This is a genomic window from Pseudomonas sp. ChxA (assembly GCF_030263855.1).
In the GTDB taxonomy this organism is placed as follows: Bacteria; Pseudomonadota; Gammaproteobacteria; order Pseudomonadales; family Pseudomonadaceae; genus Aquipseudomonas; species Aquipseudomonas fluorescens_CB.
The window spans coordinates 3,815,988-3,842,370 of the sequence record NZ_JARPMK010000001.1; the positions used below are offsets into that span (position 1 = coordinate 3,815,988).

At 59.2% G+C, this 26,383-nt stretch carries 23 protein-coding genes and 1 pseudogene; 12 read left to right on the forward strand and 12 right to left on the reverse strand.

Annotated elements, in window-relative coordinates:
- Positions 1–3 precede the first annotated feature (3 nt).
- Genes P5706_RS17080 through P5706_RS17090 form a run of 3 tightly spaced genes read right to left on the reverse strand, consistent with a single transcriptional unit; the run spans position 4 to position 5,437 of the window.
- On the reverse strand, positions 4–3,501 hold the full coding sequence (locus tag P5706_RS17080; protein ID WP_070413170.1) for an indolepyruvate ferredoxin oxidoreductase family protein: 3,498 nt from the start codon (positions 3,499–3,501) through the stop codon (positions 4–6).
- Positions 3,498–3,776 carry a DUF2783 domain-containing protein gene (locus P5706_RS17085; protein ID WP_070413171.1) on the reverse strand — a complete coding sequence of 93 codons (279 nt, stop codon included), beginning with the start codon at positions 3,774–3,776 and terminating at the stop codon, positions 3,498–3,500. The genes P5706_RS17080 and P5706_RS17085 overlap by 4 nt, the downstream gene beginning before the upstream one ends.
- On the reverse strand, positions 3,773–5,437 hold the full coding sequence (locus P5706_RS17090) for an FAD-dependent monooxygenase (protein ID WP_070413172.1): 1,665 nt from the start codon (positions 5,435–5,437) through the stop codon (positions 3,773–3,775). The genes P5706_RS17085 and P5706_RS17090 overlap by 4 nt, the downstream gene beginning before the upstream one ends.
- Positions 5,438–5,852: 415 nt before the next feature.
- Here P5706_RS17090 and P5706_RS17095 point away from each other — a divergent pair, with 415 nt between their 5' ends.
- Positions 5,853–6,902, forward strand: coding sequence for an EthD domain-containing protein (locus tag P5706_RS17095; RefSeq protein ID WP_070413173.1), 1,050 nt, complete (start codon positions 5,853–5,855; stop codon positions 6,900–6,902).
- Between the two features lie 43 nt (positions 6,903–6,945).
- Positions 6,946–8,325 (forward strand): class II 3-deoxy-7-phosphoheptulonate synthase, encoded by a 1,380-nt coding sequence (locus P5706_RS17100; protein ID WP_070413174.1) that lies wholly within the window; start codon positions 6,946–6,948, stop codon positions 8,323–8,325.
- A gap of 62 nt (positions 8,326–8,387) precedes the next feature.
- Here P5706_RS17100 and P5706_RS17105 read toward each other — a convergent pair whose 3' ends face one another.
- The 3 genes from P5706_RS17105 to P5706_RS17115 are packed head-to-tail and all read right to left on the reverse strand — an operon-like array spanning position 8,388 to position 11,973.
- On the reverse strand, positions 8,388–9,515 hold the full coding sequence (locus P5706_RS17105; RefSeq protein ID WP_070413175.1) for an NADH:flavin oxidoreductase: 1,128 nt from the start codon (positions 9,513–9,515) through the stop codon (positions 8,388–8,390).
- A gap of 52 nt (positions 9,516–9,567) precedes the next feature.
- Complete coding sequence (locus P5706_RS17110) at positions 9,568–10,371, reverse strand: SDR family NAD(P)-dependent oxidoreductase (protein WP_070413176.1); 804 nt, start codon at positions 10,369–10,371, stop codon at positions 9,568–9,570.
- Positions 10,372–10,404: 33 nt separating this feature from the next.
- Complete coding sequence (locus P5706_RS17115; protein WP_070413177.1) at positions 10,405–11,973, reverse strand: MFS transporter; 1,569 nt, start codon at positions 11,971–11,973, stop codon at positions 10,405–10,407.
- 167 nt (positions 11,974–12,140) lie between these two features.
- Between P5706_RS17115 and P5706_RS17120 the strand changes: the two are divergent.
- A pseudogene (locus P5706_RS17120) lies at positions 12,141–12,443 on the forward strand (conjugative transfer ATPase); the annotation flags it as partial.
- Positions 12,444–12,568: 125 nt separating this feature from the next.
- Positions 12,569–12,841 carry an HU family DNA-binding protein gene (locus P5706_RS17125; protein WP_070413179.1) on the forward strand — a complete coding sequence of 91 codons (273 nt, stop codon included), beginning with the start codon at positions 12,569–12,571 and terminating at the stop codon, positions 12,839–12,841.
- A gap of 129 nt (positions 12,842–12,970) precedes the next feature.
- On the opposite strand, the gene P5706_RS17130 is transcribed toward P5706_RS17125, so the two are convergent.
- A complete protein-coding gene (locus P5706_RS17130; RefSeq protein ID WP_070413180.1) occupies positions 12,971–13,243 on the reverse strand; it encodes a LasR-specific antiactivator QslA in 273 nt (90 codons plus the stop codon).
- Between the two features lie 168 nt (positions 13,244–13,411).
- Between P5706_RS17130 and P5706_RS17135 the strand changes: the two genes are divergently transcribed.
- The 5 genes from P5706_RS17135 (at position 13,412) to P5706_RS17155 (ending at position 17,989) form a co-directional block, all read left to right on the forward strand.
- Positions 13,412–13,666, forward strand: coding sequence for a helix-turn-helix domain-containing protein (locus P5706_RS17135; RefSeq protein ID WP_078466833.1), 255 nt, complete (start codon positions 13,412–13,414; stop codon positions 13,664–13,666).
- Between the two features lie 108 nt (positions 13,667–13,774).
- Complete coding sequence (locus tag P5706_RS17140) at positions 13,775–14,731, forward strand: TIGR03756 family integrating conjugative element protein (RefSeq protein WP_070413157.1); 957 nt, start codon at positions 13,775–13,777, stop codon at positions 14,729–14,731.
- Entirely contained in the window at positions 14,728–16,110 is a 1,383-nt protein-coding gene (locus P5706_RS17145; protein WP_078466834.1) for an integrating conjugative element protein, read from the forward strand. Before P5706_RS17140 ends, P5706_RS17145 begins: the two co-directional genes overlap by 4 nt.
- Before the next feature lie 3 nt (positions 16,111–16,113).
- Entirely contained in the window at positions 16,114–16,422 is a 309-nt protein-coding gene (locus P5706_RS17150) for a hypothetical protein (protein ID WP_070413459.1), read from the forward strand.
- Between the two features lie 10 nt (positions 16,423–16,432).
- A complete protein-coding gene (locus tag P5706_RS17155) occupies positions 16,433–17,989 on the forward strand; it encodes a conjugal transfer protein TraG N-terminal domain-containing protein (RefSeq protein ID WP_070413458.1) in 1,557 nt (518 codons plus the stop codon).
- Between the two features lie 8 nt (positions 17,990–17,997).
- Here P5706_RS17155 and P5706_RS17160 read toward each other — a convergent pair whose 3' ends face one another.
- The gene (locus tag P5706_RS17160) at positions 17,998–18,363 is read right to left on the reverse strand and encodes a DUF3742 family protein (protein WP_078466835.1); all 366 of its coding nucleotides are present in this window, start codon (positions 18,361–18,363) and stop codon (positions 17,998–18,000) included.
- A gap of 457 nt (positions 18,364–18,820) precedes the next feature.
- On the opposite strand from P5706_RS17160, the gene P5706_RS17165 reads away from it, so the two are divergent.
- Together P5706_RS17165 and P5706_RS17170 are read left to right on the forward strand one after the other, a co-directional pair.
- Positions 18,821–19,150 (forward strand): hypothetical protein, encoded by a 330-nt coding sequence (locus P5706_RS17165; RefSeq protein ID WP_070413457.1) that lies wholly within the window; start codon positions 18,821–18,823, stop codon positions 19,148–19,150.
- 130 nt (positions 19,151–19,280) lie between these two features.
- Positions 19,281–20,240, forward strand: coding sequence for an ArdC family protein (locus P5706_RS17170; protein ID WP_070413456.1), 960 nt, complete (start codon positions 19,281–19,283; stop codon positions 20,238–20,240).
- 137 nt (positions 20,241–20,377) lie between these two features.
- On the opposite strand, the gene P5706_RS17175 is transcribed toward P5706_RS17170, so the two are convergent.
- Entirely contained in the window at positions 20,378–20,575 is a 198-nt protein-coding gene (locus P5706_RS17175) for a DUF7740 domain-containing protein (protein ID WP_007901093.1), read from the reverse strand.
- 224 nt (positions 20,576–20,799) lie between these two features.
- Here P5706_RS17175 and mobH point away from each other — a divergent pair, with 224 nt between their 5' ends.
- Positions 20,800–22,524 carry a MobH family relaxase gene (gene mobH / locus P5706_RS17180; RefSeq protein ID WP_070413455.1) on the forward strand — a complete coding sequence of 575 codons (1,725 nt, stop codon included), beginning with the start codon at positions 20,800–20,802 and terminating at the stop codon, positions 22,522–22,524.
- Positions 22,525–23,272: 748 nt separating this feature from the next.
- Here the strand turns inward: mobH and lpdA are convergent.
- The 3 genes from lpdA to P5706_RS17195 are packed head-to-tail and all read right to left on the reverse strand — an operon-like array spanning position 23,273 to position 26,377.
- On the reverse strand, positions 23,273–24,664 hold the full coding sequence (gene lpdA, locus P5706_RS17185) for a dihydrolipoyl dehydrogenase (protein ID WP_078466836.1): 1,392 nt from the start codon (positions 24,662–24,664) through the stop codon (positions 23,273–23,275).
- Positions 24,665–24,674: 10 nt separating this feature from the next.
- Positions 24,675–25,904: a pyruvate dehydrogenase complex dihydrolipoamide acetyltransferase gene (locus tag P5706_RS17190; RefSeq protein WP_070413453.1), complete on the reverse strand. Its 1,230-nt coding sequence runs from the start codon at positions 25,902–25,904 to the stop codon at positions 24,675–24,677.
- Entirely contained in the window at positions 25,904–26,377 is a 474-nt protein-coding gene (locus P5706_RS17195) for a VOC family protein (protein ID WP_285680344.1), read from the reverse strand. Before P5706_RS17195 ends, P5706_RS17190 begins: the two co-directional genes overlap by 1 nt.
- Positions 26,378–26,383: the final 6 nt, after the last annotated feature.

Sequence of the window (26,383 nt, forward strand, 5' to 3'; positions counted from 1 at the left end):
TCTTCAGGAGACTTTTTCTACCTCCACGACCGCGATGCGCTTGACCGCACTGCGCTCCACCTGCCTGCCATCGATCTGCGCCAGCAACTCGACCTGCCGTTGCTCCGCAATGCCGATCGAGCGGGCCTTGACGTGCCCGTACCCGCGAATGGCTTCAGGCAAACGTGCCCAGCTCACCAGCATCGGCAACGTGTCGGCAGTCAACTTCGGCAGCAATGCGATCAACGTACTCTGGTACTCCTCCAGCAGGCGTTGTTCTTCACGACGCTCCTTGAGCAGGCCGAACGGGTCCAGAACCGTATGTCGCAAAAAGCGCAGCCCGGCCAGCGCGCGGAAGACCGGAATGATCCAGCCGGACACCTTGATTTTGCGTGGTTCGCCCGTACGCTTGACCAAGCCATCCAAAAACGGCGGGGCGAGATGAAAGGTCACCTTGGGCCGCCCGACGAAGGATTCGCCCAGGCTGCTCAGAAACGCCGGCGAACTGTGCAGCCGTGCCACTTCGTACTCATCCTTGAAAGCCATCAGCTTGAACAGGTTGTGGGCCACCGCATGGGCCAGCGTAACGTCCCCGAGCCCCTCGGTGGCTTTGACCACCTGCTCGACCAAGGCGCGGTAGCGTGCGGCGTAACGTTGGTCCTGGTAGTCCACCAGCAACGCACTGCGCTGTTGCACAACCTGCTCCAGGGTGAGCGCCTGCGGCGGCTGGGCAGCCGAGGCTGGCTTGAGCTGGCTTTCGACGAAGGCGGGATCCGCCGCCAGCAGACGCCCCCAGGCAAACGCCAGCCGATTGGACTGGACGTCGCCGCCGTAGATTTCCAGCGACCGGTCAAGGGCGCTGAGGGTCAGGGGCACCACGCCCTGCTGCCAGGCGACCCCCAGCAGCAGGATATTCGCCTGCATCGGCCCAACCACTGCCGCCGCCACTTTGCGCGCATCCACGGACTGGTAACGCTCGGCGCCCACAATGTCGATCAGGCGCTGTTCGATAGCCGCAGTTTCCAGACGCAAGGCCGGGTCCAGCAACATGGCACCCGCCTGGACTTCACTGGTGCTGGCAACCACCCGGGATCGGCCGCGCAGCAGCACGTTCAAGGCTTCATCTTCGGACGCGACAGCCAGATCGGAAGCGATCAACACGTCGGCGCAGGCTCGGTCGATCCGATGCTGATGCAACTGCTGGGGGTCATGGGCGAAGCGGATATGGCTGAATACCGAACCGCCTTTCTGAGCGAATCCGGTAAAGTCCAGGACCGACACTTCAAGCCCTTGCAGGTGCGCGGCCATGGCAATCGTTCCGGCCATGGTCACCACGCCCGTGCCGCCAACCCCCGTGATCAGCAGTTCAAAAGTCCGCTCAAAACCTGCAGGTTCGGGCGTTGCCAAGGCCCCGGCCAGGGCCAGGACCTCTTCGGCCGGCAACAGTTTGCGGCGCGCCTTGGCCGGGGTGCCGGTAACCGTGACAAAGCTGGGGCAAAAACCCTTTACGCAGGATTGATCGAGGTTGCAGCTGTCCGTATCAATGCTGCGTTTGCGGCCGAATTCGGTCTCCACCGGCACCACGGACAAACAGTTGGACTTGGTCTGGCAATCGCCACAGCCCTCACACACCTGCTGGTTGATTACCACACGCGACTGCACCTTGGCCGGCGGTAAGCGCTTGCGTCGGCGACGGGCCTCGGTGGCACACACCTGATCGAACACCAATACGCTCACGCCAGGCAATTCCCGCAGGCGCCGCTGGACGCTATCCAAGGTATCGCGATGGTAGACCTTCACCCCGTCCGGCAAGCTGTCGCGGGCCTTGTAGCGACTCGGGTCATCCGCCACCACGACGACTTCGCGCACCCCTTCGCTCAGCACCAGTTCGACCACCTGGCGCACGCTCAGTTTACCGTCCACCGGCTGGCCGCCTGTCATCGCCACCGCATCGTTGTACAGCACCTTGTAGGTGATATTCGCGTTGGCAGCGATGGCTTGCCGAATCGCCAGGTAGCCGGAATGGAAAAAAGTACCGTCGCCCATGTTCTGGAAAATATGCGGAGTCGCCACAAAGGCCATCTGCCCCAGCCAGTCCACGCCCTCGCCGCCCATCTGCACGCTGCCACTGGTGGCGCGGTCGGGCATGCGGGCGGCCAGGGCGTGGCAGCCGATGCCTAACCTGGCCTCACTGCCTTCCGGCAGTTGGGTCGAGGTGTTGTGGGGGCAGCCCGAACACAGGTAAGGCGTGCGCTTGAGCCAATGGAACTCACGGGACACCGGGCCCTCGATCCAGTAACGCGGTACGTCGATGGCCAGGCCGAACGGCGCCAGGCGCGTCGACAGGACCCGCATGATCCTCGACGGGCGCAATTCTTCGGCGACCGACAACAGCGGCTGCCCGCGCTCATCGAGTTTGCCGATGATCAAGGGCCGGTTCTCCGGCTTGGCGTTGAACAGGCCACGCTTGAGTTGGTCCTCCACGACGCCTTGTTTTTCTTCGATAATCAGCACCCGCTCACAGCGCCGGGCCCAGGCCTCCAGCACCGGCGACAAGGGGTAGACAACGCGGATGCTGAGCAGAGCGACGCCAGCCTTTTCCAGCGCGCCCAGCGACACTCCGCCTCGCTCCAGGGCTTCGCGCACGTCGCCATAGGCCTTGCCGACCGCCGCGATCAACAACCGAGGAAAGGCCGGCGCCACTTCCACTCGGTCCAGAGGGTTAGCCCGAATAAACCGCCGCGCCGCCTCGATCTTGTGAGAAAACCGCCGCTCGATCTGCATGCCTGGCAGGTCCGGCCAGCGCCAGTGCAACCCATCGGGGCCCGGGTCGACGGCCGGCGCCACGAAGCGTGGCGCTGCCACCGCATCGACTGATCTGGAGGCTTCAACGGTTTCGGTCACAGCCTTGAACCCGACCCACAACCCGCAACACCGCGACAGCGCCCAGCCCCACAAGCCGCAGTATTCATAGTCGGCAAGCCCAACCGGATGGATCACCGGCAACCCCCAGGCCATCAACGCCTGATCCGACTGGTGGGACATCGACGACGAGACGCAGCCATGGTCGTCACCGGTGACCACCAGCACCCCGCCATGGGGCGACGAGCCATACGCGTTGCCATGCTTCAAGGCATCCCCGGAGCGGTCAACACCCGGTCCTTTGCCATACCACAGGCCGAAGATGCCGTCGTGCAACCGGGCCGCATCGCTTTCCACCCGCTGTGTGCCGATCAGCGTGGTCGCCGCTAGGTCTTCGTTGATCGCCGGCTGAAAGCGGATATTGGCTTTTTCCAGCAGCGGCCTGACCCGCCACAGCTCCTGGTCCAGCCCGCCCAGGGGCGACCCTCGATAACCGCTGACAAATCCTGCCGAGTTGATACCCGCCGCCCTATCCGCAGCAGCCTGGGCCAGCAGCAGGCGCACCAGCGCCTGCTGGCCGCTGAGGAAGACTTTCCCGGCAGGCTCCTCAATGCCGCGCAAGTAACGAGAGTCGAGCCGATATTCCAGATCCAGAGTCATGTCCGAGCCTCTTGAGTGTGCACGTGATTTGGATGGGAGGCAGTGACAGAAAGGGTTTTCAGTCCTTGGCGGGCGATCAGAATCGCCTCTCGCAGTACGGTTTCATCGCCAATATGGTTCATCAGCAGCAGCACCAGTTGGGCATGAAGCAAGTGCCCGGCCGACGCATCCAAATCCTGGCAGGCGTCCGTCAGCAGTTGGAAATAACTGTCCGGGCTGCTCAAGCGGCATTCCGTGGCCAAGCCAGTGCTCGAAGGGATGGCTGACGGGCTCATGACACTTGCTCCTGTGCATAGGCCAGCACTTCGGTGGCTGAAGCGATGGCAATGGCACGCTCGATGGCCAGCGGATCGAGAAAGCTCAGGGTCGTCAGCACATGCTGGTCCGGACGGATCACCACCACTTCCCCCGGCTGTAACCCGTAGCGCGAAACCGCCAGGCCGGCGTGGTCCCACAGCAGGTCAAGCGTCGCTGCGGGCTCCCGCGAGCTCAGCACGATGACGTCGACCGGGTAGGCCGAGGCAATCGTCTTGGGCACGGCGCCTGAACCGGGCTCATACACCAGCACGGTAAACCCCCGGCGCCCCAGGTGGTTGAGCAGCCAGTCGGGCTGGCCGCGCACGCTGATCGGCGCATCGGGAGCCGCTGTACCGGGTGAAATCCGCCCCCCGTCAGGGTCGGCGAAATGCTCGAACTGACCCACCCCTTCCAGCCGTGCGGGTTTTGACAGGCGCCCGGAGTTAATCAGCGCCCGCCCCCAGGACGTGTTGCGAGCCAGCGCCAATGACGCTTCGCGCAGCACGTGTACGGCAGGACTGGGAGGGGTGATGAAATCCGCGCTGCGGGTGGAATTGAGGATGTTTTCGTCGGCGGCGAACACCCGCTCCTCGTCATATGATTGAATCAGCGAGGTTGACGCACCGTGCAGGAGAATACCCGCCAGGCGCCAGCCCAGGTTGTCCGCATCCTGAATCCCGCCATTGCCTCCGCGCCCGCCAAATGGGCTGACCTGATGCGCGCTGTCACCTGCAAAGACGACCCGCCCCTGCACAAAGGTCTCCAGCCGCCGGCAGCGGAAGGTGTAGACGCTGATCCAGTCGATACGCAACGGCGTCTGCTCACCGAACATCGCGTGCAGCCGTCGGGCGACTCGCTCGGGCTCGCGCTCTACGGCAGGGTCGGCGTCGGGGCCCAGCTGGAAATCGACTCTCCACAGATCATCCGGTTGCTTGTGCAGCAGCACCGAATGGTTGGGATGAAAGGGTGGGTCAAACCAGAAACGCCGTTCTGCAGGAAAGTCCGGCTTCATTTCCACATCGACGATCAGGAAGTGGTCATCGAACACTTTGCCGATAAAGGGCAAGTCCAAGGCATTGCGCACCGCCGACCGAGCACCGTCGCACGCGACAAGCCAGTCACATTGCAGCTGGTAGGCGCCGTCAGGGCATTCAACGCTGACGGTCGCCCCCTCGGGCCGGTGCTCGACCCCCACCACCCGGCTCAGGCACTGCAGGTCCACCAGGCCCGTGGCCAGACACGCCTCCACCAGCCATTGCTCGATGTAGGTCTGCTGGATATTGAGGAAGGCGGGGCAGCGAAAGCCAGGCTCCAATTGGAAGTCGAAACTGAACACTTCATGATCTTTGTGAAAGACCCGGCCGAGTTTCCAGTCGACTCCCTTTTCCCGCAACTCATCCGGCAACCCGAGGCGGCCGAGAATTTCCAGGCTGCGCTGGGCAAACACAATGGCTCTGGAACCTTCCGTCAATGTCTGCCGGGCCTCCAGCACCACGCTCGCCACGCCTCGACGGGCGAGATCAAGGGCCAGGGTCAACCCCACCAGACCGGCACCGACAATCACGAGGGGCACCGTGCGGGCCGTGCTGAGCTGAACATCCAAAGGGGTGGAATAGGTCAAGCTGGACGGCTGATGCATGAGTCGTCGCCTCCGATGGCAAAGTGTCGCGTTCACGAACGCAAGCAGGTCCTGGCAAGGAACTTAGCTCCCTTACGCGTAGTACGCAAGTACGCCATAAGTGAAGATTTATAGTGTTAAAAACTATGTTTATAGCGTTTTTGACTACCCATCAGACGCTGTTCCTCTACGCCGCCTTGCCCTCCCGGCAATCAATCCCTTGATAATAAAAACAATTAAACCCAGAAAAACCAGAGCTTCCAGCTCTCTTACACCGCCACGCCGATCCCGTTCGAGAAAAACCCGAAAAACTATATTGCAAGCGATCTATTCGTGAGCTACTTTATTTTTCGAGATGAGCCCATGTTGAACAGAAGCCCAGGCGTACCGGGACGTCGAGTCCATGGAAGGGCAATGACTTATTTCAGGAGAAGCCATGATCGACATCATCCAGGAAGGCGCCGCACTCACGTCCGATTCCGCCGCTGAGAGTCAACCGCTGACGGTGCTTTGCACACTGTTGTCGCGCGCCGACAACACGCCGTTGAGTCAGCGGCGCAAAGGCCCGCTGCAAATGCTCGACCTCTATGGCGAAGTGCTAGGCGACCCGGCCAACACCGCGAACGCCTTTGAAGTGCAACCCAATCTCAACTTCGAAAAATGGACCGAGTACTGGCGCAAGACTCACGGCCCGCGTTTCACCCATGCCCTGCCGACCCAGGCGGACGGACACCATCCCTTGCTGCGCTACGACCAGATCCACCGCCTCAGCGCCGGCCCTTCCAACCTGCGGCCGCTGCCGTATCTGCCACCCCTCGATGAAGACGGCCGGCTGTTCGACACGGTGATTGGCCATGTGCCGCCCTATCAGCGCTCGGAATGGGACGGCATCGCCTACCTCGGCTTCGCCAATACCGACGCCTTGCAAGTCACCTTCGGCCACGAGGAAATCACCCGGGCGATCCTCCCCGAGGACCAGGTGATCTTCCGCGAACTGTGCCCGATTCTGTGCCGCCAGCACATCGTGATACCCAGCGCCACCTCCAGGGAATCAATCCTGTTGATCAGCCTGGTGCGCCGTGACCCGGCGTTGAGCCGCGACCAATTCCAGCAGCGCTGGCTGGAGGAATATGCCCCTCGCCTGCTGGCGCAACCGGCGGCCCACCGCCTGGTCAGGAGATATGTGCAATTGCATAACATCGGCCCGATCGTCGCGGGCCAACCGCTTTACCACGAAGTGGGCAAGGACATCGACGGTGTAGCCATCACCGCATTCGGCTCTATCACAGACCTGGAGGAATTCCTGGTTGACCCAGCGATAGCCGCGCTCACCCAGAGCCAGTTGCAACTGATCGACCCGCAACACCATGAGTATTGGACCGCCCTCGCCTTCCAGGTAGTCAACCAACTGACCGGTGAAACCCGCACCACCAGCCACGCGCCAGTTCAACAGGACGTCACCGAACCCGCCGAAGCAGCGACCTGATCAACACGATCAATCCCCTTATGGAACAAGCGGAGATGCATCTATGCCCAATGAATGGTCACCCTCATCCTGGCGTGAAAAAAATGCCCTGCAATTGCCCGAGTACGCCGACCCCGAGCGCCTCGCCGCCGTCGAAGCGCAGCTGCGCAACAGCGTGCCGCTGGTGCTGGCCTCCGAGGTTCGCTCACTGAAGGCGCGCCTCGCCCAAGTCGCGCGGGGTAAAGCGTTTTTGTTACAGGGCGGTGATTGCGCCGAATCCTTTGCCGAGTTTCACCCTGGCGGGATCCGGGATCTGTTCCGAGTCTTTCTGCAAATGTCAACAGTGCTGGCCTTCAGCACAGGCGTACCGGTGGTCAAGGTGGGGCGTATCGCCGGGCAATTTGCCAAGCCACGCAGTACGCCTCACGAAACCATCGACGGCGTCACACTGCCGAGTTATCGCGGCGACATCATCAATTCCATTGAGTTTAACGAGCAGGCACGCCGACCCGATCCCGAGCGGATTCTTCTGGCCTACCACCAATCCAGCGCGACGATGAACCTCTTACGCGCCCTGGGCCGCAGTGGCTTTTCCGACATGCGTCATGTGCAGCAGTGGAACACGCGCTTTATTGCCAGCGCACCGGAGGGGCGACGATATCAGTTGATCGGCCGGCGGATCGAGGAAGCCCTCAAGTTCATGAATGCCTGCGGCGTCTCACCGGAATCGGTGCAGGCACTGCGTGAGACCGAGCTGTTCACCAGCCACGATGCCCTGCTGCTCAACTACGAAGAGGCCTTCACCCGACTCGACTATGCCAGTGACGAGTGGTACGACTGCTCAGCGCACATGCTGTGGATCGGCGAGCGCACGCGCGGCGTTGACGATGCCCACGTAGAGTTCCTCAAGGGCGTGAAGAACCCTATCGGCCTCAAGTGCGGGCCCACCCTGCAGGAAAACGACCTGCTGCAGTTGATCGACGCGCTCAACCCGGAGAACGAGGCCGGGCGCCTCACCGTGATCGTACGGATGGGCGCCGACGTGCTTGCAGAACGCCTGCCGCAACTGGTGCGCGCGGTGAAAACTGAAGGCCGCGATGTGGTGTGGTCCGTCGACCCGATGCATGCCAACACCATCAAATCCAGCACCGGGTACAAGACGCGTCGTTTCGCATCGGTCATTACTGAAGTCGAGCGTTTCTTCGATGTCCACCAGGCAGAAGGCACCCATGCCGGCGGTGTGCATTTGGAAATGACCGGCGCCGACGTCACCGAATGCACCGGGGGTGGCCAGCGCATCTGCGACGCGGACTTGAGTAATCGCTACCATACCCATTGCGACCCGCGCCTGAACGCGTCCCAGGCACTGGAACTGGCCTTTCTAATTGCCGAAAAACTGAAGATCGAAAACCCCGAACCGGCGAACCTTGAGCTTGCCCTTTAAGCCCTTACCGCACACCATAAAAAGCCCATCCGATCAGGCTCGGATGGGCTTTTTATCGGATATCAAACGTCCGTCATCATCGCTTCGCGATCAAAACGCTTGATATCCAGCAAGCGGTTTTCGAACACTTTGTTGGGCCATTGAGGATCCGCCAGCAGCATCCGCCCCAACGCCACCAGGTCCACCGCCCCCGACTGCAACTGTTCCAGCACCGGGGCCAGGTCTGCCTGCCCGGCATCCGGACTTTCGCTGCCGCGCAGCTGGGCAATGGAGTAAGCCTTGTCCAGCCCCACGCTGCCGACCATCATGACCGGCTTGCCACTCAAGCGCCGGGTCCAGGCGGCCAGGCTGTCGGCGCTACCCTCGAAGGCCGGCTCCCAGAAACGTCGCGTGCTGACGTCGAAAATATCGACACCGGCCTCCACCAGAATGTCGAGAAAGACTTTCAGCTCGTCGGCATTGTCGACAATCCGCGCCTCGTAATCACTGATTTTCCATTGGGAAAACCGGAACATGATCGGGAAGTCCGGCGCAGTAGCCTCACGCACAGCACGCACGACCCGCGCCGCAAGCCGGGTGCGGTTGGCCAGCGAGCCCCCGTAGTCGTCCTCGCGCTGGTTGCTCCTGCTCCAGATAAAGCTGTCGATCAGGTACTGATGGGCACCGTGGATTTCCACCCCGTCAAACCCGGCGGCCTGTGCATCCCTGGCCGCCTGGGCATAGGCCGCAATGACCTGCTCGATATCGTCAAGGGTCATCGCCTTGACCACGACGTCGTCGCCCTCTTTGATTTCCGTGGGGCCGTAACCCGGCACCTGAGGGTCCGGGCCCATGCCCGGGCGTCGGATCGGGCCGACGTGCCACAACTGAGGTACGATGCGCGCGCCCGCCTGATGCACCGCCCCTACAACCCGCTTCCAGCCCTCCAGTGCCTGAGGGCCGAAGATATCGGGTACATTGGTATAGCCATTGGCAGCTGGGTGGCCGATAAAAGTGCCCTCGGTGACGATCAACCCCACCCCGCCTTCGGCCCGACGCTGGTAATACGCGGCAGATTGCTCGCCAGGTACACCTCCCGGCGAACGCTGACGGGTCATGGGTGACATGACAATACGGTTTTTCAAGCTATGCCGCCCAAAGGGGATTGGCCTGAACAGCACTTGGTGCTGGGGTTCACGCGCTTGACTCATGATGTGCTCCTGGACTGATTCGCGAAGACGAAACGGCACACGCAGTGACCGCTCACGCGGTACTGGCCAGGAATCCGCCATCGATGCGCAAGTTTGATCCATTGATATAGGCCGCCCTCGGACTGGACACAAAAGTCACCAGGTCGGCCACTTCATGGGGCCGCCCCAAACGTCCGACCAGGGTCGGTGAAATCTCCGCGGCGATCTTGCTTTCAATGGCCGGCCAGTCGCCTTTCCAGGCATTTTTCTGCGCCACCGAATGCCAGTGGTTCTCTGCAGCGGGTGTCAGCACATCCCCTGGGCTGATGCAGTTAGAGGTGATGCCCGTACCACCAAACTCCTTGGCGAAGGTTACCGCCAGGCTCACACAGGCCGCCTTGGTCGCCGCGTAGGCGCCAAAATTGGCGAAAGGCCGCGTGGCGGCGATACTGCCCAAGGTGATGATCCTCCCCCAACCGCAGTCGATCATGCCGGGCGCCAGCAACCGCACCAGGCGGATCACCGAGCCGACATTCTGGTCGTACAGATTCAGCCAGTCGGCAGTCTCGCTTTCCAGTACCGGCGTGGGTGGAAACGCGCCCGCATTGGCCACCAGAATATCAATGCCGCCGAAGGCTGCCAGCGCATAATTAACCACCTCGCGCGCCTGATCGTCACTGACCAGGTCGCCACAAGCCACTGCGGCCCGCCCTCCCGCCGCGTGAATGGCGGCCACCACCGCCTCACTTTCAGGCCGTCGCCGGCCATGAACAACCACTTCGACACCTTCGGCGGCCAACGCCAGGGCAATCGCCTTGCCGATGCCGCTGTTGCTGCCGGTGACCAATGCTCGTTTACCCGTCAGTTGTAAATCCATTTATCCACCTCAACGATTGGTATACCCAAGTGTTCAGTTTTTTTCCGGCGCTCCGCCGACATTGTCAACTTTCACCGTCAGCGCACACAGCACCGCACACACTGCCGTCAGCACCGCAATCAACACCAGCACCGCGCTGAACGAATGCTGATAAACCGTGGCCAGCAGTTGCCCCAGGGCGTCCTTGTCGGCGCTGGCGGCCTGCCCCAGCACCGAATTCAGTTGGCCGCTGGCAACGCGGCCCGCCCAGTCACCGACCCGCGCAGGATCCAACAATGGATTTTCACCCGACAACCGCTGCAAGCCCGAAGCTGTATACCCCACCAGCAACGCACCGATGATCGCAATGGCAACCGCTTCGCCGGCGACCCGCATGGTGGTGAAAATACCGGCCGCCATCCCGGCGCGCTCCTTGGGCACCACGCTCATGGACAGGCCGTCCATCAGCCCCCAGGGCAAGCCGCTGCCAATGCCGATGACCAGCATCGGCAGGACGATGGTCCAGATACTTGCGCCCGGTTCCAGGGCAAACGCCAGCCAGCATTCACCCAGCGCGGCCAGCAGCAGGCCGGCGCCGCACAGGTAACCAGGGGCAATATGGCGCGACAGTGAGCCGGCCAGGAACGGCACGATCAGCATGGGTGCGGTCAGCGGCAGGATGGCCAGACCCACTTCGGTCTCGTCGTAGCCTTGAACGCCGATAAACCAGATCGGCAGGTAGACCAGCAACGCGACAAAACAGAACCCGGTGGAGATGGGTAACAGCTGCACCCCGACAAACCGCGGAAACCGGAACAGACTCAGGTCGAGCATGGGCTCGCGGGACTTGAGTTCTACGATGACAAACAGCAGCAGCAACACGCCGCTGCCCACCAGCAACGCAACGACATTGGGATAGCCCCAACCCTTTTCCGGTCCAGACACGATCCCCAGGATCAGCGCACCCAAGGCCAGCGTAAACAAGGCGATGCCCCACCAGTCGATACGCTTGGCATTGGGATCACTGGACTCATTGACCTTCTGGAAACTGAACACGAATACCAGCAGTGACGCCAGGGCAATTCCGAAAAACAGCGCGCGCCACCCCAAGTGAGCAATCAGCACCCCCACCAGCATGGGCCCGAATGCCAGACCGACACCGAATGAGGTTCCGAGGAAACTAAAGGCCCTCAGCCGCAGATGATCATCGAACTCCTGGGCGATAAGCGCAGAGGCGGAAGTCAGCGTCAGCGCCCCGGCGATGCCTTCAATGCCACGGAATACGTTGAGGAACGTGATATTCGGCGCAAAGCCGATCAACAACGACGTGAGAAAAAACAATAACAGCCCCGAAATAAAGCATCGCTTACGACCGAATCTATCTGCCAACGCCCCTCCCGCCATCACGCAACTGCCAAAGGCGACATTGTACGCGTTGACCACACCGCCCAATTCCAGCAGCGAACCGCCTAGGTCCCGGGCAATCATCGGCGTGGCAATCGCAGGGCCGGTGAAAACGATGGGAATAATGATTCCCGCTGCGCAAAGCGGTATCAACACTGAGTAGCGGTTCTTCGAGACCGGTTGAACGCGTTCTTCCAGGAGTTCTTGAGAAATGCCCATTTAGTCATGCCCTCGACTCGAAAAAATCCTTAAACCTCTGCCAGGCTATAGCGGCCAACCACTCTTACAGCTGAGGAAATTTAAGTTTTATGCTCTCACGCTGATAGATCGCATGCAACTCAATTTTAGTCTCTGAATGACTACTTACGACTAGTCCAGATAAGAAAAACATGCCACCCGTGGAGAATGAGGAAATCGCCCGCTTCAAGAAGCTCACGCCGGCACAGAAAGCTTTGTTGCTCTCCGCCAGTAAGGAGCCTGGGAAATACACTGAGGGGGTCGTGCTGTCGAAAAAACTCGAAACGCTGTTTCGAGCCGTGCCACCCAGCCTTTACCTCGCTCTTGCCATGACGGAGCCCGAGAAAAAAGCCGAACGCTGGAGGTTGATGCAGGAGAACGGTTGCTCGGAGTTGGAAGCGGCTCTCCAGGTAGCTGAGCGTATTGACCAGGCCCGTGGAATCGGGACATAAGGACAGATTTGGAGCCCATATGGCGTTACGTCTGCGCAGGGCTGGAGTGCCGTTTTTTGGTGGATGTGCCCGAACTATCTGCGTAGATTACTCATCGACACTCAGCCAAGCGGAAGGAGTCACACATGAATAAAAACGATCTAATCGAGGCCATAGCGGGCTCAGCCGACCTCCCGAAGTCCACCGCGGGACGCGCACTGGATGCCCTCACAACCATCATATCCACTGCGTTGAAAGGCGGTGAAAACGTCACCTTGGTTGGTTTTGGCACCTTTGCGGTCAAAGCGCGTGCAGCGCGCGACGGACGTAACCCTCAAACGGGCGCCACCATCAAGATTGCAGCCTCGAAGACGCCTAGCTTCAAAGCCGGTAAATCGCTGAAAGACGCGGTTAACTAGACGCTGGTGGCGATTACCTAATACCAACTCTGCGAGAGCGCTGGTATTGGGCTTCGGCAGCCGAAACGCTGGCTGAACTCTGGGAGCCTTCGAACTATGTGTTTGAACGCGTCTTGAGCGGCGTTTCTTTCAGCTTTGATTTGAGCTGGGTGGCACACTGCTTAGCCGCTGCTGAATCCTCAACAAAAAACCAGCTTCAAAAGCATCCTGGCAATCACCGACAGGAAAGGTTTTGCGCGTTTGCGCCAATTCCCACCACAGTGGAATCTCGCCGGACGTATCAAGCCAAGCCTGGGCGCATTGCACGCCACGTTCGATCATTGGGGCAAATTCGTTGCCCCAAGGTGTCAAAAGACTCGAGCAACCATCCGCCGCAGGAATTGAAACGTAGTTTTCGTCCATACACACCCAAGATTTCTGATTTATTGTTAGACGCGCAGGCCAGCCCCGAAATCTTAACGACACCAAATGAACGCTCGATAACAGGCAAGGGCATCAAATAGCCTAGATCAACGCCAATGTAGACTATATCCCGTGGATTGAGAGTCCCTCAAGGCGCAATTTGCGCGCATGACTCAAGACTACGAACAGCTTCGTCTGCAGCTGGCGGAAAACATCCGCTTGATGCGACGCGTGAAAAACCTTACCCAAGAGCAGCTCGCGCTCATGGCCGAGGTGGATCGCACGTACGTCAGTCAAATCGAGCGATGCACAGGCAATCCGTCGCTGTTGGTCCTGTGCAAGCTCGCCAATATTCTCGAAATCACCACAGATCAGCTACTTGTAGAACCCGATATCCTGCGCAGCGCCCTTCACGTCAAATAATAGTCTCACGTCTCACAAATCCGATAGATCTGCCTTCATAATTTCCACTGACAGTCTTCCGCCCGAAACCGAACCTGACCTGGCCATTCACCTTATTGAGCCTGGATCATGCCTGTTGCCTGCTCGTCCATCCCGCCCACAAAGCTACGGCCTTTGGCGCTGAGCGTCCTGCTGGCGTGCGGCCCAAGCATGGCGCTGGACACCGGCAGCATTACGTCCTCTGCACTTTCGCCAAGCTGTCTCGAATACAGGGTCGTCGGTATTTGTTTCTGGCTCCTGTGCACACCCTTCGGCTGCACAGTCAAAACCTCGACCAAGGTGCGTCATTTCATTCCTGAGCTGGTGGTTTCGAGCTACGCCACTACCGGCAATAATCCATGGACCGAGATGGCCACCCTCTCCGTTCCCATCAATGGTGCGGAAGGTGGCGGCAACCTGATCACGCCAAACACCCACCGCGACAACCTGCCCCGCTTCAAGAACGTCGATGGCATCGGCCACCCCGGTGGCTGGATCGCCACGCAACTGGCTTCGCAATCCGGCTACGCCTGCGCCAGCGGTGCAACTGCACTCATGCCTTACTACCTGAGTACCCTGGATTCACTGGCCTGGCGCCATGGCATCCCAGAAAGTTTGTACCCCGAGTCGCTCGTACCGGGGATCCATGAAATTGGTCGTCAGGCTTCGGGAAACATGTGGGGCAACGTTTATCCCCGCCAGGGCTTTCTGGTACAGCCCGACGATTTCAAGGCGGCCGCAGTCATGGCGCAACGGGCCGGCGACGTGGTTACCCGCAACTGGCAGCCGCATGTGTATGTAGCGCTCACGCCCGCCAAACGCGACGGCTACTGGCCACCTGGCCCGATCGTTGAAAACGACGCTTCGACCCACACATGGCAATTGCTCTACCCTCAGGTTCAGCCCACGTGCGCCATCTTCCCAAGCGATCCGGTACAGAGTTCGGACGGGGGCTACGCCTGGTCGTTGTGGCGGCCCTATAGCTGTTGCAAACGTGAGGGACAGACATTCCTGTTCAGCATCGACTTCGAAGGCGGTGCTTCATGAGCCGGCTTCACGCGCGACCCTGGTTGGGCACAATGAGTCTGGTGCTCTATGGACTACTCGCCATGGCCACGCATGCCCACGCCGCCGAAGGCGATTACCGCCTGGGTACTCAGGGCGAAGTACTCGACGACCGAGTGATGTACACCATTGGTGGCGGCTCGGCAGCGGGCTCACCAAGTTCGCTCTATCGCCCCAACGGGCTCGGCGTCGGCGCGTCCTGGCGAGCAAACATGATGTGCGGAAACATGAGCCTGACCAATACTCTGCAAAACCAGTTGAACGGCTTCACCGAAGGCTTCCAGCAGATCATGGGCAGCGTTGTGCAGAACGCGACCCAAGCGGTGATGTCGCTGCCAGCGTTGATCATCCAGCGCGCTAACCCCGGTCTCTATGAGTTGCTGAGTAACGGGGTGATGCAAGGTCGTATCGACTTCGACCGCTCCAAGCTGACCTGCCAGGCCATGGCCGAAAAGATGGCGGACAAAATCGGTCAAGCCGGCTGGGGCGCATTGGCCAAGAACCAGGAGATGCAGGGCAACCTCGAACAAACCGGCGGTGATGCGGTGGCCGCGGTGAAAAACACCGAAACCCATAACGGCAACAAGGGGGTGTCCTGGGTCGGCGGCTCAAAGGCTGGAGGTAATGGGCAAACACCTATTCGGGTGACTTCCGACGTAGTACGCGCGGGCTATAACCTGCTCCATAACCGTACGGTGGATGATAGTGCCTCGATCAGCAGCAGTGATTGCCTGGGTGGCGCTATTTGCCAGACCTGGGCTTCGCCCCAGGAGGAATCCGAATGGGCCGTTCGCGTATTGGGCGAGAGCGAAATCGCGACCTGCGACAGCTGCGAAACCCTGCGTGCTACCGCTGGCAGTGGATTGACGCCCCTGATCCAAGAAACCTACAACGAGCACCTGAAGGCCCTGCAAGGGATGCTGTCTGGCTCCCTGCAGCCTACCCCTGACAACCTGGCCAAAGCCTCCAGCTCAATGCTGCCGGTGACCCGTGGTGTGATTGAAGCCTTGCGTGACGATCCTGATCAGGAACTGCTGGCGCGACGCCTGGCCAGCGAGACAGCCTTGTCCAGTGTGCTCGATAAAGCGCTTCTGCTGCTGCGCACACTGCTGGCAGGCAGCCACGAACCAAACATTGCTTCTGCCGAGCCGGCCCAAACGGCCTTGGCAAAAAACATCGACACGCTGGAGCGTGAAATACGCCTGCTGCAGGCCGAACTACAGGTTCGGCAGATGCTGGCCACCAACACCGCCAGCCTGGTGCTCGATCGGCATGCCGGAGGCGCCGATGCTTCGCGTACCGTCGAGCAAGGCGACCCTGAGCCGGGCCGACTCAATGATGCTGACGCCAGGCGTAAGTGAGCCATGAAACGCTCACCGCTATTCACTCTGCGTTCAGGTCTGGGGATTGCCGTGCTGATGATCCTGACCGCCGCACTGGTGGCCTGGATCGGCCGTACTGCGCTGGGCAGTTTCGAGGCACGGCAGCAGGCAATCGAATCCGTACGACCTTATCTGCGGTGGTGGCGCGCCCTGCTCTACGGCGCCCTCTTTGCGCTCTGGTGGGATCTGCTTCGGCGCTACCGACATCGACCCCAGGATCGACTGCGCGTGAAACGCATCGGGACATTAGGGCTCTTGCTCTTTACCTGCGTCGAGCTCACTCGATTGTGAGGTCACCACCATGCTCATGAGCACCAACAGCTACCTGGAGTTTTACCTCTCCCTGCTGGCCTGGATCATCAACAACGGTATCTGGAACGTCATGTCCGATACTGGACTATTCGCTGCGCCCTTCGGCGCGATCATCTTGCAAGAGTGGTTGTCGGCCCGTCAGCAAGGCGCGGATGAAGGCAACAAAGGATTGCTCTCGGTACCTCGAATCGAGAACCGGCTTTGGCTGGCCTACATTGTCGTATTGTTCGGCTGCGCGCCGGTCTTTCCGCTAAACCTCGCTTCAATGGCGTTTGATGATGCAGCGAGCCAACGCTGCGGTGTCAGCGTGGCCAAGCCAGCAGAAACTGCCTGGGGCACCACGTTCAACACCATCGGCGAACGCTCTGCAAACGTGCCAATCTGGTGGTTTCTGGTGCACGCCCTGAGCAAAGGAGTGACCGCAGCGGCCACCGCGGCCATCCCCTGCGCACCGGATATCCGACAGATGCGCATGGAGATCGACAGTTCTCGCATCGATAACCAGGTATTGCTACAGGAAGTCGCCGACTTCACTCGCGACTGCTACGGCTATTCCCGCTCTCGACTTTTCACCAACCGTCCTCAGTTGGACAAGGCACAAAGTCACGATGCGTCCTGGATCGGCTCACGCTATTTTCTCGACACGCCGGGCTACTACGACACCGATCGCTCACGGACACCGCGAGTCAGTTGGCCCTATGATGAAACCCGAGATACTTCCTTGCCACGGTTGGAGAATGGCGCGGGCTACCCCACTTGCAGACAGTGGTGGAGTGAAAACGGTGTCGGGTTGCGCGAGCGCTTGATCGAGCAGGTCGATCCTTCGCTGCTGACTCAACTGAAAGGTTGGTTGACGGGCCGTTCAAGCAACGAGATCGAAGATGCCACCCTGCGTGAGCTGGTCAGCCCGCGCCAGCAATCGCTGTCCATGTCGCCCGGACAGGTGTACCAAGACTACGGCTCCAGCGCTCGTGGCGGTTCGATCAATCAGGGGCTCAATAACCTGGCCACCAATACCGGGTTGGCCCTCGGCTCCTTCAGCAACTTCCCGGCAATGAATGCACTACGCGCAGCCTTGCCGATGGTGCAGGCGTTCCTGATCATGGGCATCATCATCAGCTTGCCGCTGATCCTGCTGGTCAGTACCTATCAGTTGAAGACCGTCATGACCGTGACGTTCGCGCTGTTCACCTTACACATGCTGACCTTCTGGTGGGAACTGGCGCGTTGGGTCGACTCCAGCATGCTCGATACCCTGTACAACCAGGTTTCGGCTTCCAATCAGGTGCTGTTGTCGCTGCCCACATCCGGGTTTATGGATGGGACTGTCACCGCGCAGGTGATCGAGTACGTGATGGGGGCGATGTTCATCGTGCTGCCGATGGTTTTTCTAGCCACCATGAGTTGGGCCGGATATAGCGTAGGTTCAGGCGTAGAAGGAATGTTCAGCAGGGGAACCCACGCAGCACAGACAGCGAGCTCTAACGGAACCTCTCAGTTGATGAGCGGTGCAAGAATTGTTTCGGGTAAATCGAGCTCAAAATAACCAAGAGGCTACTTCAGAGAACCCCATTTATCGTACCGCTCAGGCCAAGACGTTCTATGCATTGGATCATCGAGATCGTCAATACCTGGAGTGTCTGAATCTTGAATTGGGATAGCTGCTAATACGACGATTGTGCACATCAGCACAAATAACCAGAAGCTGACAAAAAGAAATACTCCGAGCAGAGCCAACTTGGCAGTCAGAAAACTCGCGCGAACAAGAAATTTACCTGCGGGCATACCTACCGTCTCCGCACGCTCAACCACGCGGGATTCAAACGTTTTCAACCTACGGTAACCACGCTTCACCGACATACCACAGACGTGCGCCCAGCGGTGGGCACGTGAACGCTGAACAGGTTGCTGAATCGGCATGGTCTCGCCCTCTTCTGAGCGTTTTCATGGTTGAGACAAGAGCAATAGCGTACTACTGAAATCGGCCGGCGTCTGACCGTTTATCAGTTTGCCCCAGCCGAAAAATCTTCACTGGAAGACAGAAGACAAGCTCCGTGAAACAGCGTCTCTACAGTCATTGACCCATACAAATCGTCCAGTTAAATACAAGGTACGGATCGCTGTTATCGACAGCACTTTCCCAGGTAGTCAGAACCTTCAAGGCTACGTCACTTCGATGATGGTTCTTCCCCAAGTGCGATTAGCGTTCGGTAGCTCGCACGGTCACCGTTTCTACGGTGATGAACGCCTACTGCTCTTCTGAGCGTCTTCCGAGCCCCGCTCGTCAGGAAAACCCTCTTGATTTTCTTCAACCCACTGCGGGGAAATCTTTTCCCGCACGGGACAGGTTTCTTCGCGTTTTCAACGGAGACATACCATGCCCGACTCACTTACACCGGAAACACTGAACACCCTTCGGTTGCCCATCGTGTTCACACCTGGCGCATGGCAACGCGCAGTACAGCTCGAGCGTTCAGATCACGCGGGGAAGCTGCAGATCGATCGGTTGAGCCACGTATTGCGCGCAGCCTTCGAAGCCCACCTGGCCTATCCACAAAAGCCCTATGTGCTGTTCGAGGTAGTCCACATTGAACCAACCGATCACTTCGACCACGACCCGTTGCTGCAATTGAGTCTCAGCCTACTCCAAGAACCGGGTCAGTCTGGTGCCTTACTGATAGCGCTTGCAGGAGAACACCAGCGCTAAGCGCAATGGGCGGCGCCCACCTCCACACTCGGACGCCATGCAAGACCTGCATCAATCCAGCCCATCACCCAACCGGGGAACCCTCCCCGACGGGCACGGAGTTCCTCCGTTTTCTCTCGAGGAAATTGCCATGCGCGATATCTACCAAGACGTAACTGACAAGATCGTTACCGCGTTAGACCAAGGCGTTGCTCCCTGGATCAAACCCTGGTCCTCAAGTGGCTCAGCTTACATCGGTCATCAACCCTACCCCATCAACGCCATCACGCGACGTCCGTATTCGGGCATCAATTTACCGCTGCTCTGGGCCGAGGCCAGTTTGCAGGGGTTTACTCAGGATCGTTGGCTAACCTTCAACCAAGCCAAAAAAGCCGGTGGGCACATCCGTAAGGGTGAGCACAGCACTCTGGCTGTGCTCTACAAGCCTATGGAGCGCGAGGAACAGACTGAGTCAGGCCAACCCGTACTCGATGAAAACGGTCAGCCCAAGGTCGCTCACTTTGGCATTCTCAGGACGCATTTTTTGTTCAACATCGAGCAAACGGAAGGGCTCGAAACGTTCAACGAAACCTTGCTCGAAGCGTGCCCGACCGCCCCCTTCCTAGCCAACAGTGCTGCAGAAAATCTGCTTTTAAGTACTGGCGCACACATCGTTCATCGGCCTGCCGACGAAGCCTTTTACCACCCGATCAGGGATCTCATCCAACTGCCGACAAAAGCGCAATTTCACGATGAAGGTGGGTACTACGCCACCGCACTGCACGAGCTGACGCACTGGACCGGACATCTTTCTCGGCTGCAGCGCGAGGGTGTGACCTCATCCTGTCCGTTCGGCTCGCCAGGCTACGCGTTTGAGGAGTTGATCGCCGAGATGGGCGCTGCTTTTTTATGCGCTTACGCTGGCATTCAGGGAGAGCTGCGGCATGAGGGTTACATCGACTCCTGGCTCAGCCTGCTCAAAGCAGACAAGCGTGCGATCTTTCGCGCCAGTGGCCAAGCCCGAAGCGCCTCGGAATATGTACTCAACCTGGATCAGCAACTGAAGCAAGCGGTCTTGGATGACTCACTGTGCATGAACGACGTCGCTTAATTGTTACCCCACCACTGCAAACGCTTCACAGGGCCCAACGCGAGTTGAGCCCTTTTTTCTGTTTCCAGAAAACAGACAGCATCATACGGCGGGCCCATCACGCAAAGAATAAGAGAGGGGCGCACACCCGCAGCCTGTCATTCCGCATCCAGATTCTGCGCCAGAAAATCCACCAGCTCGAGCGGACTCCGGCTGTCGATCACCTTGTAGATCAGATCGCGTTTACTGCGCGGCAACTTCTTGACCACGCTCTTCGCTGAAGCCCTGACGGCTTCGTCGGTCCCATGGATACGTGCCGCGAGCAGCAGCACGAGCGTGGCGTCAGTAAGGTTCATGGCAAGACCCAAAAAATAGGCACCGCAGTGTACCGACTCTTTTCTTTTTCGTACCAGCCCCCCAACAAAACGAAGCCTAGCAGTATCGGTATTCCGATTGCCGCACAAAGGGACACGAGCCAAAAAGGACGGGTAAGGGTTGGAAGGGAATGGGGACTCAAGGGTAAGAGCGCTATCCGAAAAGGCGAAAAGGCCACTGACCCACCCACCTTCTGGAGGTCACAATGCTCAGTCTGTTTCGCCGCAAAAGGCAGAAGCCCCCTCCGCTACTGATCGTGAGCGTCGCCGAAGGCTTCCTGCCCATCGAGTCGGCCCACAGCTTGTTAGCAGCAGAGCACCGCCGTCAGTTGCTCGATCGCATCTGGCAATACACTGCCCTCTCCCACGTCCAATTCACCCAACTCTATTTAAATCCAATTCATCGCTACGCCGAACAAGTCCAGCAACTCCCGGCCAGCGAGACGCACCACCATGCTTATCTCGGCGGCATGCTCGACCATGGCCTGGAGCTGGTCGCTTGCAGTTTGAAACTGCGTCAGTCGTATCTGCTTCCCACCGGTGCTGCGCCCGAAGACCAAGCCGCCCAGACTGACGCCTGGTCCGCGGGCATCGCCTATGGCGCCCTGCTGCATGATATAGGCAAGATTGCCGTGGACCTGCTGGTCGAACGCCAGGATGGCCGTGTTTGGCATCCTTGGCAGGGCTCCCTGGATCAGCCCTACCGTTTTCGTTACATCAAGGGTCGTGACTACCACCTGCACGGCGCCGCCGCAGGCTTGCTCTACACCCACATTCTCGACCGCCCAATCCTCGATTGGCTCAGTGGATTTCCGCCACTGTGGGCCAGTCTGCTGTATGTCCTGGCGGGCCAGTACGAACGTGCCGGCGTTCTCGGTGAGTTGGTGATGCAGGCCGACCGTGTTTCCACCGCGCAGAACATCGGTGGCAACCCGAAGAAGGCACTCCTGGCCCCGACGCATTCGCTGCAACATCACTTGATCACCGGACTACGTCATCTGGTTCAGCACGAGCTGAAACTCAACCAGCCGGGTGCCGCGGGATGGCTGACCCAGGACGCCCTCTGGCTGGTCAGCAAGACGGTCACGGACAAGCTACGAGCCTATCTGCTGTCGCAATCGATTGAAGGCATTCCTTCGTCCAACCTAGCGGTGTTCGACGAGCTGCAGTCGCATGGGCTGGTCGAGTCCACCCCGGAAGGTAAAGCCATCTGGACCGCGCTTGTGGCACAGGGAAATTGGCAGCAGAGTTTCACCTTTCTGCGCCTTCAACCAGCACTGATTTGGGGAAACGAAGACCGGCCCGAGGCTTTCAGCGGAACGGTTAGCATTGCAGCCCATGACCACTCAACTGACACCCAGATACCAACACCAGCGCCCGAGACAGTCAGTGCACGATCAGGTCAAAGCCAACCGCAGCCGGATCCCACGGCGCTAGAGGATGCCGATTACCTCGGCACGCTGCTGGACATGTTCGAGTTGGAAGAGCCTGAGGCCAGTGACGCACCGTCAGAAAGCGCTCTCGAAACTTCAACCCTCCCTTCGGATAACCCAGGCCAAGCTTTCTTGGATTGGGTCAAGGAGGGTATTCAGAGTCACAAGCTGATCATCAATGACAGCAAGGCCAAGGTTCACACGGTGGGCGGTACCGCGTTCCTGGTCACCCCCGGAATTTTCCAGCGCTATGTCCAGGAATTTCCAGGTATCGCCCACGGTGCGAACGACGGCGTCGACGAGTGGCGCTGGGTACAGAAACAGTTTGAGAAACTGAAGGTCCATCGAAAGCGTGACAACGGTCTGAATATCTGGGCTTGCCAAGTACGAGGACCCAGGAAGAAAACCATCCTGAAGGGGTATCTGATTGAGGATCCAACGCGCTTTTTTGAATTGATACCGCCTGATAATTCTTTTCTCAATATCGAAACAAATTAAATTTCCAGAGTGCCCATTTATCGGAGGTTAAAAGCCAATCGGCCATTTGGCAGCGGATATGTTCGAAGCGCTGAACACCCGCTGCACGGACATTGTCCATTCTTATCCAATTACAAACCCAGCATGTGAGTAGATCCTTCATCGCCGATTGGACTCGAAGAAACGGTATTTCGAGGTTACCAACGAGTTGCTCGAAGAGTTCATCGCCAAGCTTCATGAGGTAAGTGTCAAGCTTTACGAAGTCCTCGCCATCATGAAGCTAGAACTGGGCGACTGAGCGCCTATCATCTGCCCTCACTAACGTACCCGAACGTCAAGCGGGATCAAAGTTTTGGCGACCACGGCGGCGTGCCCGCTCCATTACTGTTGGGATATTCTGCCTGGAGACCTTCGCGCAAGATGTGATTGCTCCCGTGACCAGCCCACATGCCAAGCGAGCTTCATCCCGAAGCAACGCCCATCCCTGCCAAGGAGTGCACTATGCCAGCCAATTACCCTCCGGAGTGGTTTCAGATGGGGGACTTCCGGCGGCGTCGACTATTAGCCTGATGCGACTCACTAAATCATAGCCTGCCCCTTCCTGTGGCCGCGAGCTTGGTTATTGCGGACTATGTCGATCCCCCTACCCTGGCCAGGCGACTCCCTGACTGAAATCCGCAAAGCATGCAGCCGGGCCGAAGTATTCTCGGCGTCCGCCGACCATACACGACCCGACCTCCTAGCTCGTCACTCAGACCAGGATAAAAACTCAGATATGCAGAGTTCGTTCGTATGCTGCCAGCACGGCTTCATGCATGGCTTCAGACATCGTCGGGTGCGGCAGGATACTTTCGATCAGTTCGGCTTCGGTAGTCTCCAGGCCCCGAGCGATGGCATAGCCCTGAATCATCTCGGTGACCTCCTCGCCAACCATGTGGGCGCCCAGCAATTCGCCGCTGTCAGCGTCGAACACAACCTTGACGAAGCCCTCCGTGGCCCCCATCGCAATCGCCTTGCCATTGGCCGCGAATGGAAACTTGCCGACCTTGAGCGTCTTGCCAGCAGTGCGAGCCTGGGCCTCGGTGTAACCGACGCTGGCGATTTGCGGGTAGCTGTAAGTACAGGCTGGCACGCTGCGGGGATCCAAGGGATGGGGGTTCTGGCCGGCGATCTTCTCGACACAGATCACTGCTTCGTGGCTGGCCTTATGCGCAAGCCATGGAGCTCCCGCCAGATCGCCGATCGCGTAAACACCCGGCTCGCCCGTGCGGCAGAACTCATCCACCAGCACATGGGTGTGCTGTACTTTGATCTTGGTCCCTTCCAACCCCAGGTCGTCGACATTGCCAACAATACCTGCAGCCACTAGCACCACGTCTGCCTGCAGGGTCTCATTGCTCTTGCCTTCAAGGTGCAGATGCACCGTGCCCTGCTCCACTTTGCTGCTTTTGAGAGCACAGCCGGTGTGTAGGTGGATACCGTCCCGAATCAGGGCCTTTGCCACATGGGCACTGACCTCTTGGTCCTCCACCGGGAGAATCCGATCGGCCATTTCCACCACGCTCACCTGCGCGCCAAGAGCGTGATAGAAACTGGCGAATTCGATACCGATCGCGCCAGCGCCAACGATCACCAGCCGTTTGGGTACGCTTTCCGGCACCAGTGCCTGACGATAGGTCCAGAAGTGCTTGCCGTCCGGCTCCATGCCTGGCAGCCCGCGCGCCCGCGCTCCGGTTGCCAGAATGATGTGCGGTGCGCTCAAGCTGAGATCACCCTGCTCCCCGGACACTTTCACTTGCTGGGGCCCATCTAGCCGTGCATGTCCATTGAATACCTGGACGCGGTGCTTTTTCATCAGCCCACTGACGCCCCGGTTCAACTGGGTCGCGACATCGCGGGACCGCTTCACGATAGCCTTCAAGTCAGGTTTGGCGGAACCGACCTCGATACCAAAGCTGGCCGCACTGCCGATCAGACGCAGCACGTCGGCACTGCGCAACAGGGCCTTGGTAGGAATGCAGCCCCAGTTCAGACAGACCCCACCCAACTGCGCTTTTTCCACTACCGCCGTGCGCAGACCCAACTGGCTGGCACGGATGGCCGCCACGTAACCACCAGGCCCCCCACCGACGACGATTACATCGAATTTCACTTCACTCATGGAACATCCCTCAAATCAGCATACCCAGCGGGTTTTCCATCAGGCCCTTGAACGCTGCCAGCCATTGGGCCGCCAGCGCTCCGTCCACTGCTCGATGATCTACTGAAAGGGTGCAACACAACACCGAACCAACGCGCAGTTCACCATTTTCAACCACTGGCTTTTTCTGGGTCGCGCCCACCGCCAGAATGGCTGCGTGGGGTGGATTGATGATGGCGCTAAACTGCTCGACGCCGAACATCCCCAGGTTACTGATGGTGAAACTGCCGCCCTGGTATTCCTCGGGGCGCAGACGTCCATCGCGGGCCCGTCCGGCCAACTCCACCACATCCGCGCTAATTTGCGAAAGCGCCTTACTGTCGGCATTACGCACTACCGGTGTGATCAGGCCGTTATCGGTGGACACCGCTACGCAGACATCCGCGTGGTGGTAGCGCCGCAACGCCGTTTCGGTCCAGGTCACATTCATCTCCGGAACCTGTCGGAGGGCGACTGCAACCGCCTTGACGATGAAGTCGTTGATTGAAATCTTTCTCGGCGCTTTCTGGTTGACCTGCTCGCGCAGGGTAAGCAACGCCTCCATCCGGCATTCCACCTCGAGATAGAAATGCGGCACTGTGGACTTGCTCTCGACCAAGCGGCGAGCGATAGTCTTACGCATGCTGCTGTGCGGGACTTCCTCAAAGTCGACGGCCGATATCGAAGGTTCAACGGCTGCGGACGCAAGGCTAGCGACGGCGACCGCTACGGCCTCGACGTCGCGCTTGACGATTCGCCCATTCGGACCGCTGCCCTTGAGAGTCGTCAGTTCAAGCCCCATGGCCGCTGCCAGACGGCGCGCCAGAGGACTTGCGAAGATTCGCCCGTTGTTGCGCGCGTCAACTACCGGCGTCTTATCAGCCCGGGACTGAAGTTCAGGTGCGTCCTCTATTACCGACTCATTGGCCGCCGACAGCGCACCGGCCTTTGCAAGCAGTTCGTCGATATCTACATCGGTTTCGCCTCTGGCAAACAGCACCCCAATCGGCGCGCCCACTTCCACTTCGCGTCCCGGTTCGACCAGGATCTTGCCAAGCACCGCTTCTTCTTCAGCAGTCAACTCGACCAGCGCCTTTTCGGTTTCGATCTCGGCGATGCAGTCTCCGGTGTTGAACGCGTCGCCTTCCTTGAGGGTCCAGTTCTGGATCGCGGCGTGGGTCGTATTGGCCGACACCTCGGGCATATGTAAGAGCTTGGCCATCAGGCACTCCGGTCGTTAAACAAGTCTGGACGGTAGGCGGCGATATCAGCGTACTCGACCAATTCCAGCACGTTGCCTTCCGGGTCCCGGCAGAACAGCGCCTTCACATCAGGACGCAGCTGGATCGGCACGTCGCCGGCGAAGAAGCTCGCGCCGGCATTTTTCAGCTCGTTTACTAGGCTTGAAATGTCTTCCACGATGAATGTCAGGTAGCTCGCATTTTGGCGGTCCAGGATCAACCCCTGCTCGTGGTGGGTCGGGGTGCGCTCTGGCGCCAGCAGCTTGATGCGTTCGCCGTAGGGCGTCTGCAGACGCATTACGCTGTAGCCGCCTTCACTCAAGCCCACCTGTTGCGCGGCGGAGGCCGGCATTTGCACCTGGGCGACAAAGGTAAAACCCAGCACGTCCTGATAGAAACGACTGAGGGCAGGAAGATCGACGCAGCAAATTCCTACCTCCATTGGTACCAGCATCTTTAC

Excerpts from the sequence above, each read along its gene's own strand:
- P5706_RS17130 (WP_070413180.1), bottom strand. The coding sequence starts at position 13,243 with ATGGACGAAAACTACGTTTCAATTCCTGCGGCGGATGGTTGCTCGAGT.
- lpdA (WP_078466836.1), bottom strand. The coding sequence starts at position 24,664 with ATGAGTGAAGTGAAATTCGATGTAATCGTCGTCGGTGGGGGGCCTGGT.
- P5706_RS17090 (WP_070413172.1), bottom strand. The coding sequence starts at position 5,437 with ATGCATCAGCCGTCCAGCTTGACCTATTCCACCCCTTTGGATGTTCAG.
- P5706_RS17150 (WP_070413459.1), top strand. The coding sequence starts at position 16,114 with ATGAAACGCTCACCGCTATTCACTCTGCGTTCAGGTCTGGGGATTGCC.
- P5706_RS17175 (WP_007901093.1), bottom strand. The coding sequence starts at position 20,575 with ATGAACCTTACTGACGCCACGCTCGTGCTGCTGCTCGCGGCACGTATC.
- P5706_RS17115 (WP_070413177.1), bottom strand. The coding sequence starts at position 11,973 with ATGGGCATTTCTCAAGAACTCCTGGAAGAACGCGTTCAACCGGTCTCG.
- P5706_RS17095 (WP_070413173.1), top strand. The coding sequence starts at position 5,853 with ATGATCGACATCATCCAGGAAGGCGCCGCACTCACGTCCGATTCCGCC.
- P5706_RS17195 (WP_285680344.1), bottom strand. The coding sequence starts at position 26,377 with ATGCTGGTACCAATGGAGGTAGGAATTTGCTGCGTCGATCTTCCTGCC.
- P5706_RS17080 (WP_070413170.1), bottom strand. The coding sequence starts at position 3,501 with ATGACTCTGGATCTGGAATATCGGCTCGACTCTCGTTACTTGCGCGGC.
- P5706_RS17165 (WP_070413457.1), top strand. The coding sequence starts at position 18,821 with ATGCCCGACTCACTTACACCGGAAACACTGAACACCCTTCGGTTGCCC.
- P5706_RS17125 (WP_070413179.1), top strand. The coding sequence starts at position 12,569 with ATGAATAAAAACGATCTAATCGAGGCCATAGCGGGCTCAGCCGACCTC.
- P5706_RS17170 (WP_070413456.1), top strand. The coding sequence starts at position 19,281 with ATGCGCGATATCTACCAAGACGTAACTGACAAGATCGTTACCGCGTTA.
- P5706_RS17190 (WP_070413453.1), bottom strand. The coding sequence starts at position 25,904 with ATGGCCAAGCTCTTACATATGCCCGAGGTGTCGGCCAATACGACCCAC.
- P5706_RS17160 (WP_078466835.1), bottom strand. The coding sequence starts at position 18,363 with ATGCCGATTCAGCAACCTGTTCAGCGTTCACGTGCCCACCGCTGGGCG.
- P5706_RS17155 (WP_070413458.1), top strand. The coding sequence starts at position 16,433 with ATGCTCATGAGCACCAACAGCTACCTGGAGTTTTACCTCTCCCTGCTG.
- P5706_RS17135 (WP_078466833.1), top strand. The coding sequence starts at position 13,412 with ATGACTCAAGACTACGAACAGCTTCGTCTGCAGCTGGCGGAAAACATC.
- P5706_RS17145 (WP_078466834.1), top strand. The coding sequence starts at position 14,728 with ATGAGCCGGCTTCACGCGCGACCCTGGTTGGGCACAATGAGTCTGGTG.
- P5706_RS17085 (WP_070413171.1), bottom strand. The coding sequence starts at position 3,776 with ATGAGCCCGTCAGCCATCCCTTCGAGCACTGGCTTGGCCACGGAATGC.
- P5706_RS17110 (WP_070413176.1), bottom strand. The coding sequence starts at position 10,371 with ATGGATTTACAACTGACGGGTAAACGAGCATTGGTCACCGGCAGCAAC.
- P5706_RS17105 (WP_070413175.1), bottom strand. The coding sequence starts at position 9,515 with ATGAGTCAAGCGCGTGAACCCCAGCACCAAGTGCTGTTCAGGCCAATC.
- P5706_RS17100 (WP_070413174.1), top strand. The coding sequence starts at position 6,946 with ATGCCCAATGAATGGTCACCCTCATCCTGGCGTGAAAAAAATGCCCTG.
- mobH (WP_070413455.1), top strand. The coding sequence starts at position 20,800 with ATGCTCAGTCTGTTTCGCCGCAAAAGGCAGAAGCCCCCTCCGCTACTG.
- P5706_RS17140 (WP_070413157.1), top strand. The coding sequence starts at position 13,775 with ATGCCTGTTGCCTGCTCGTCCATCCCGCCCACAAAGCTACGGCCTTTG.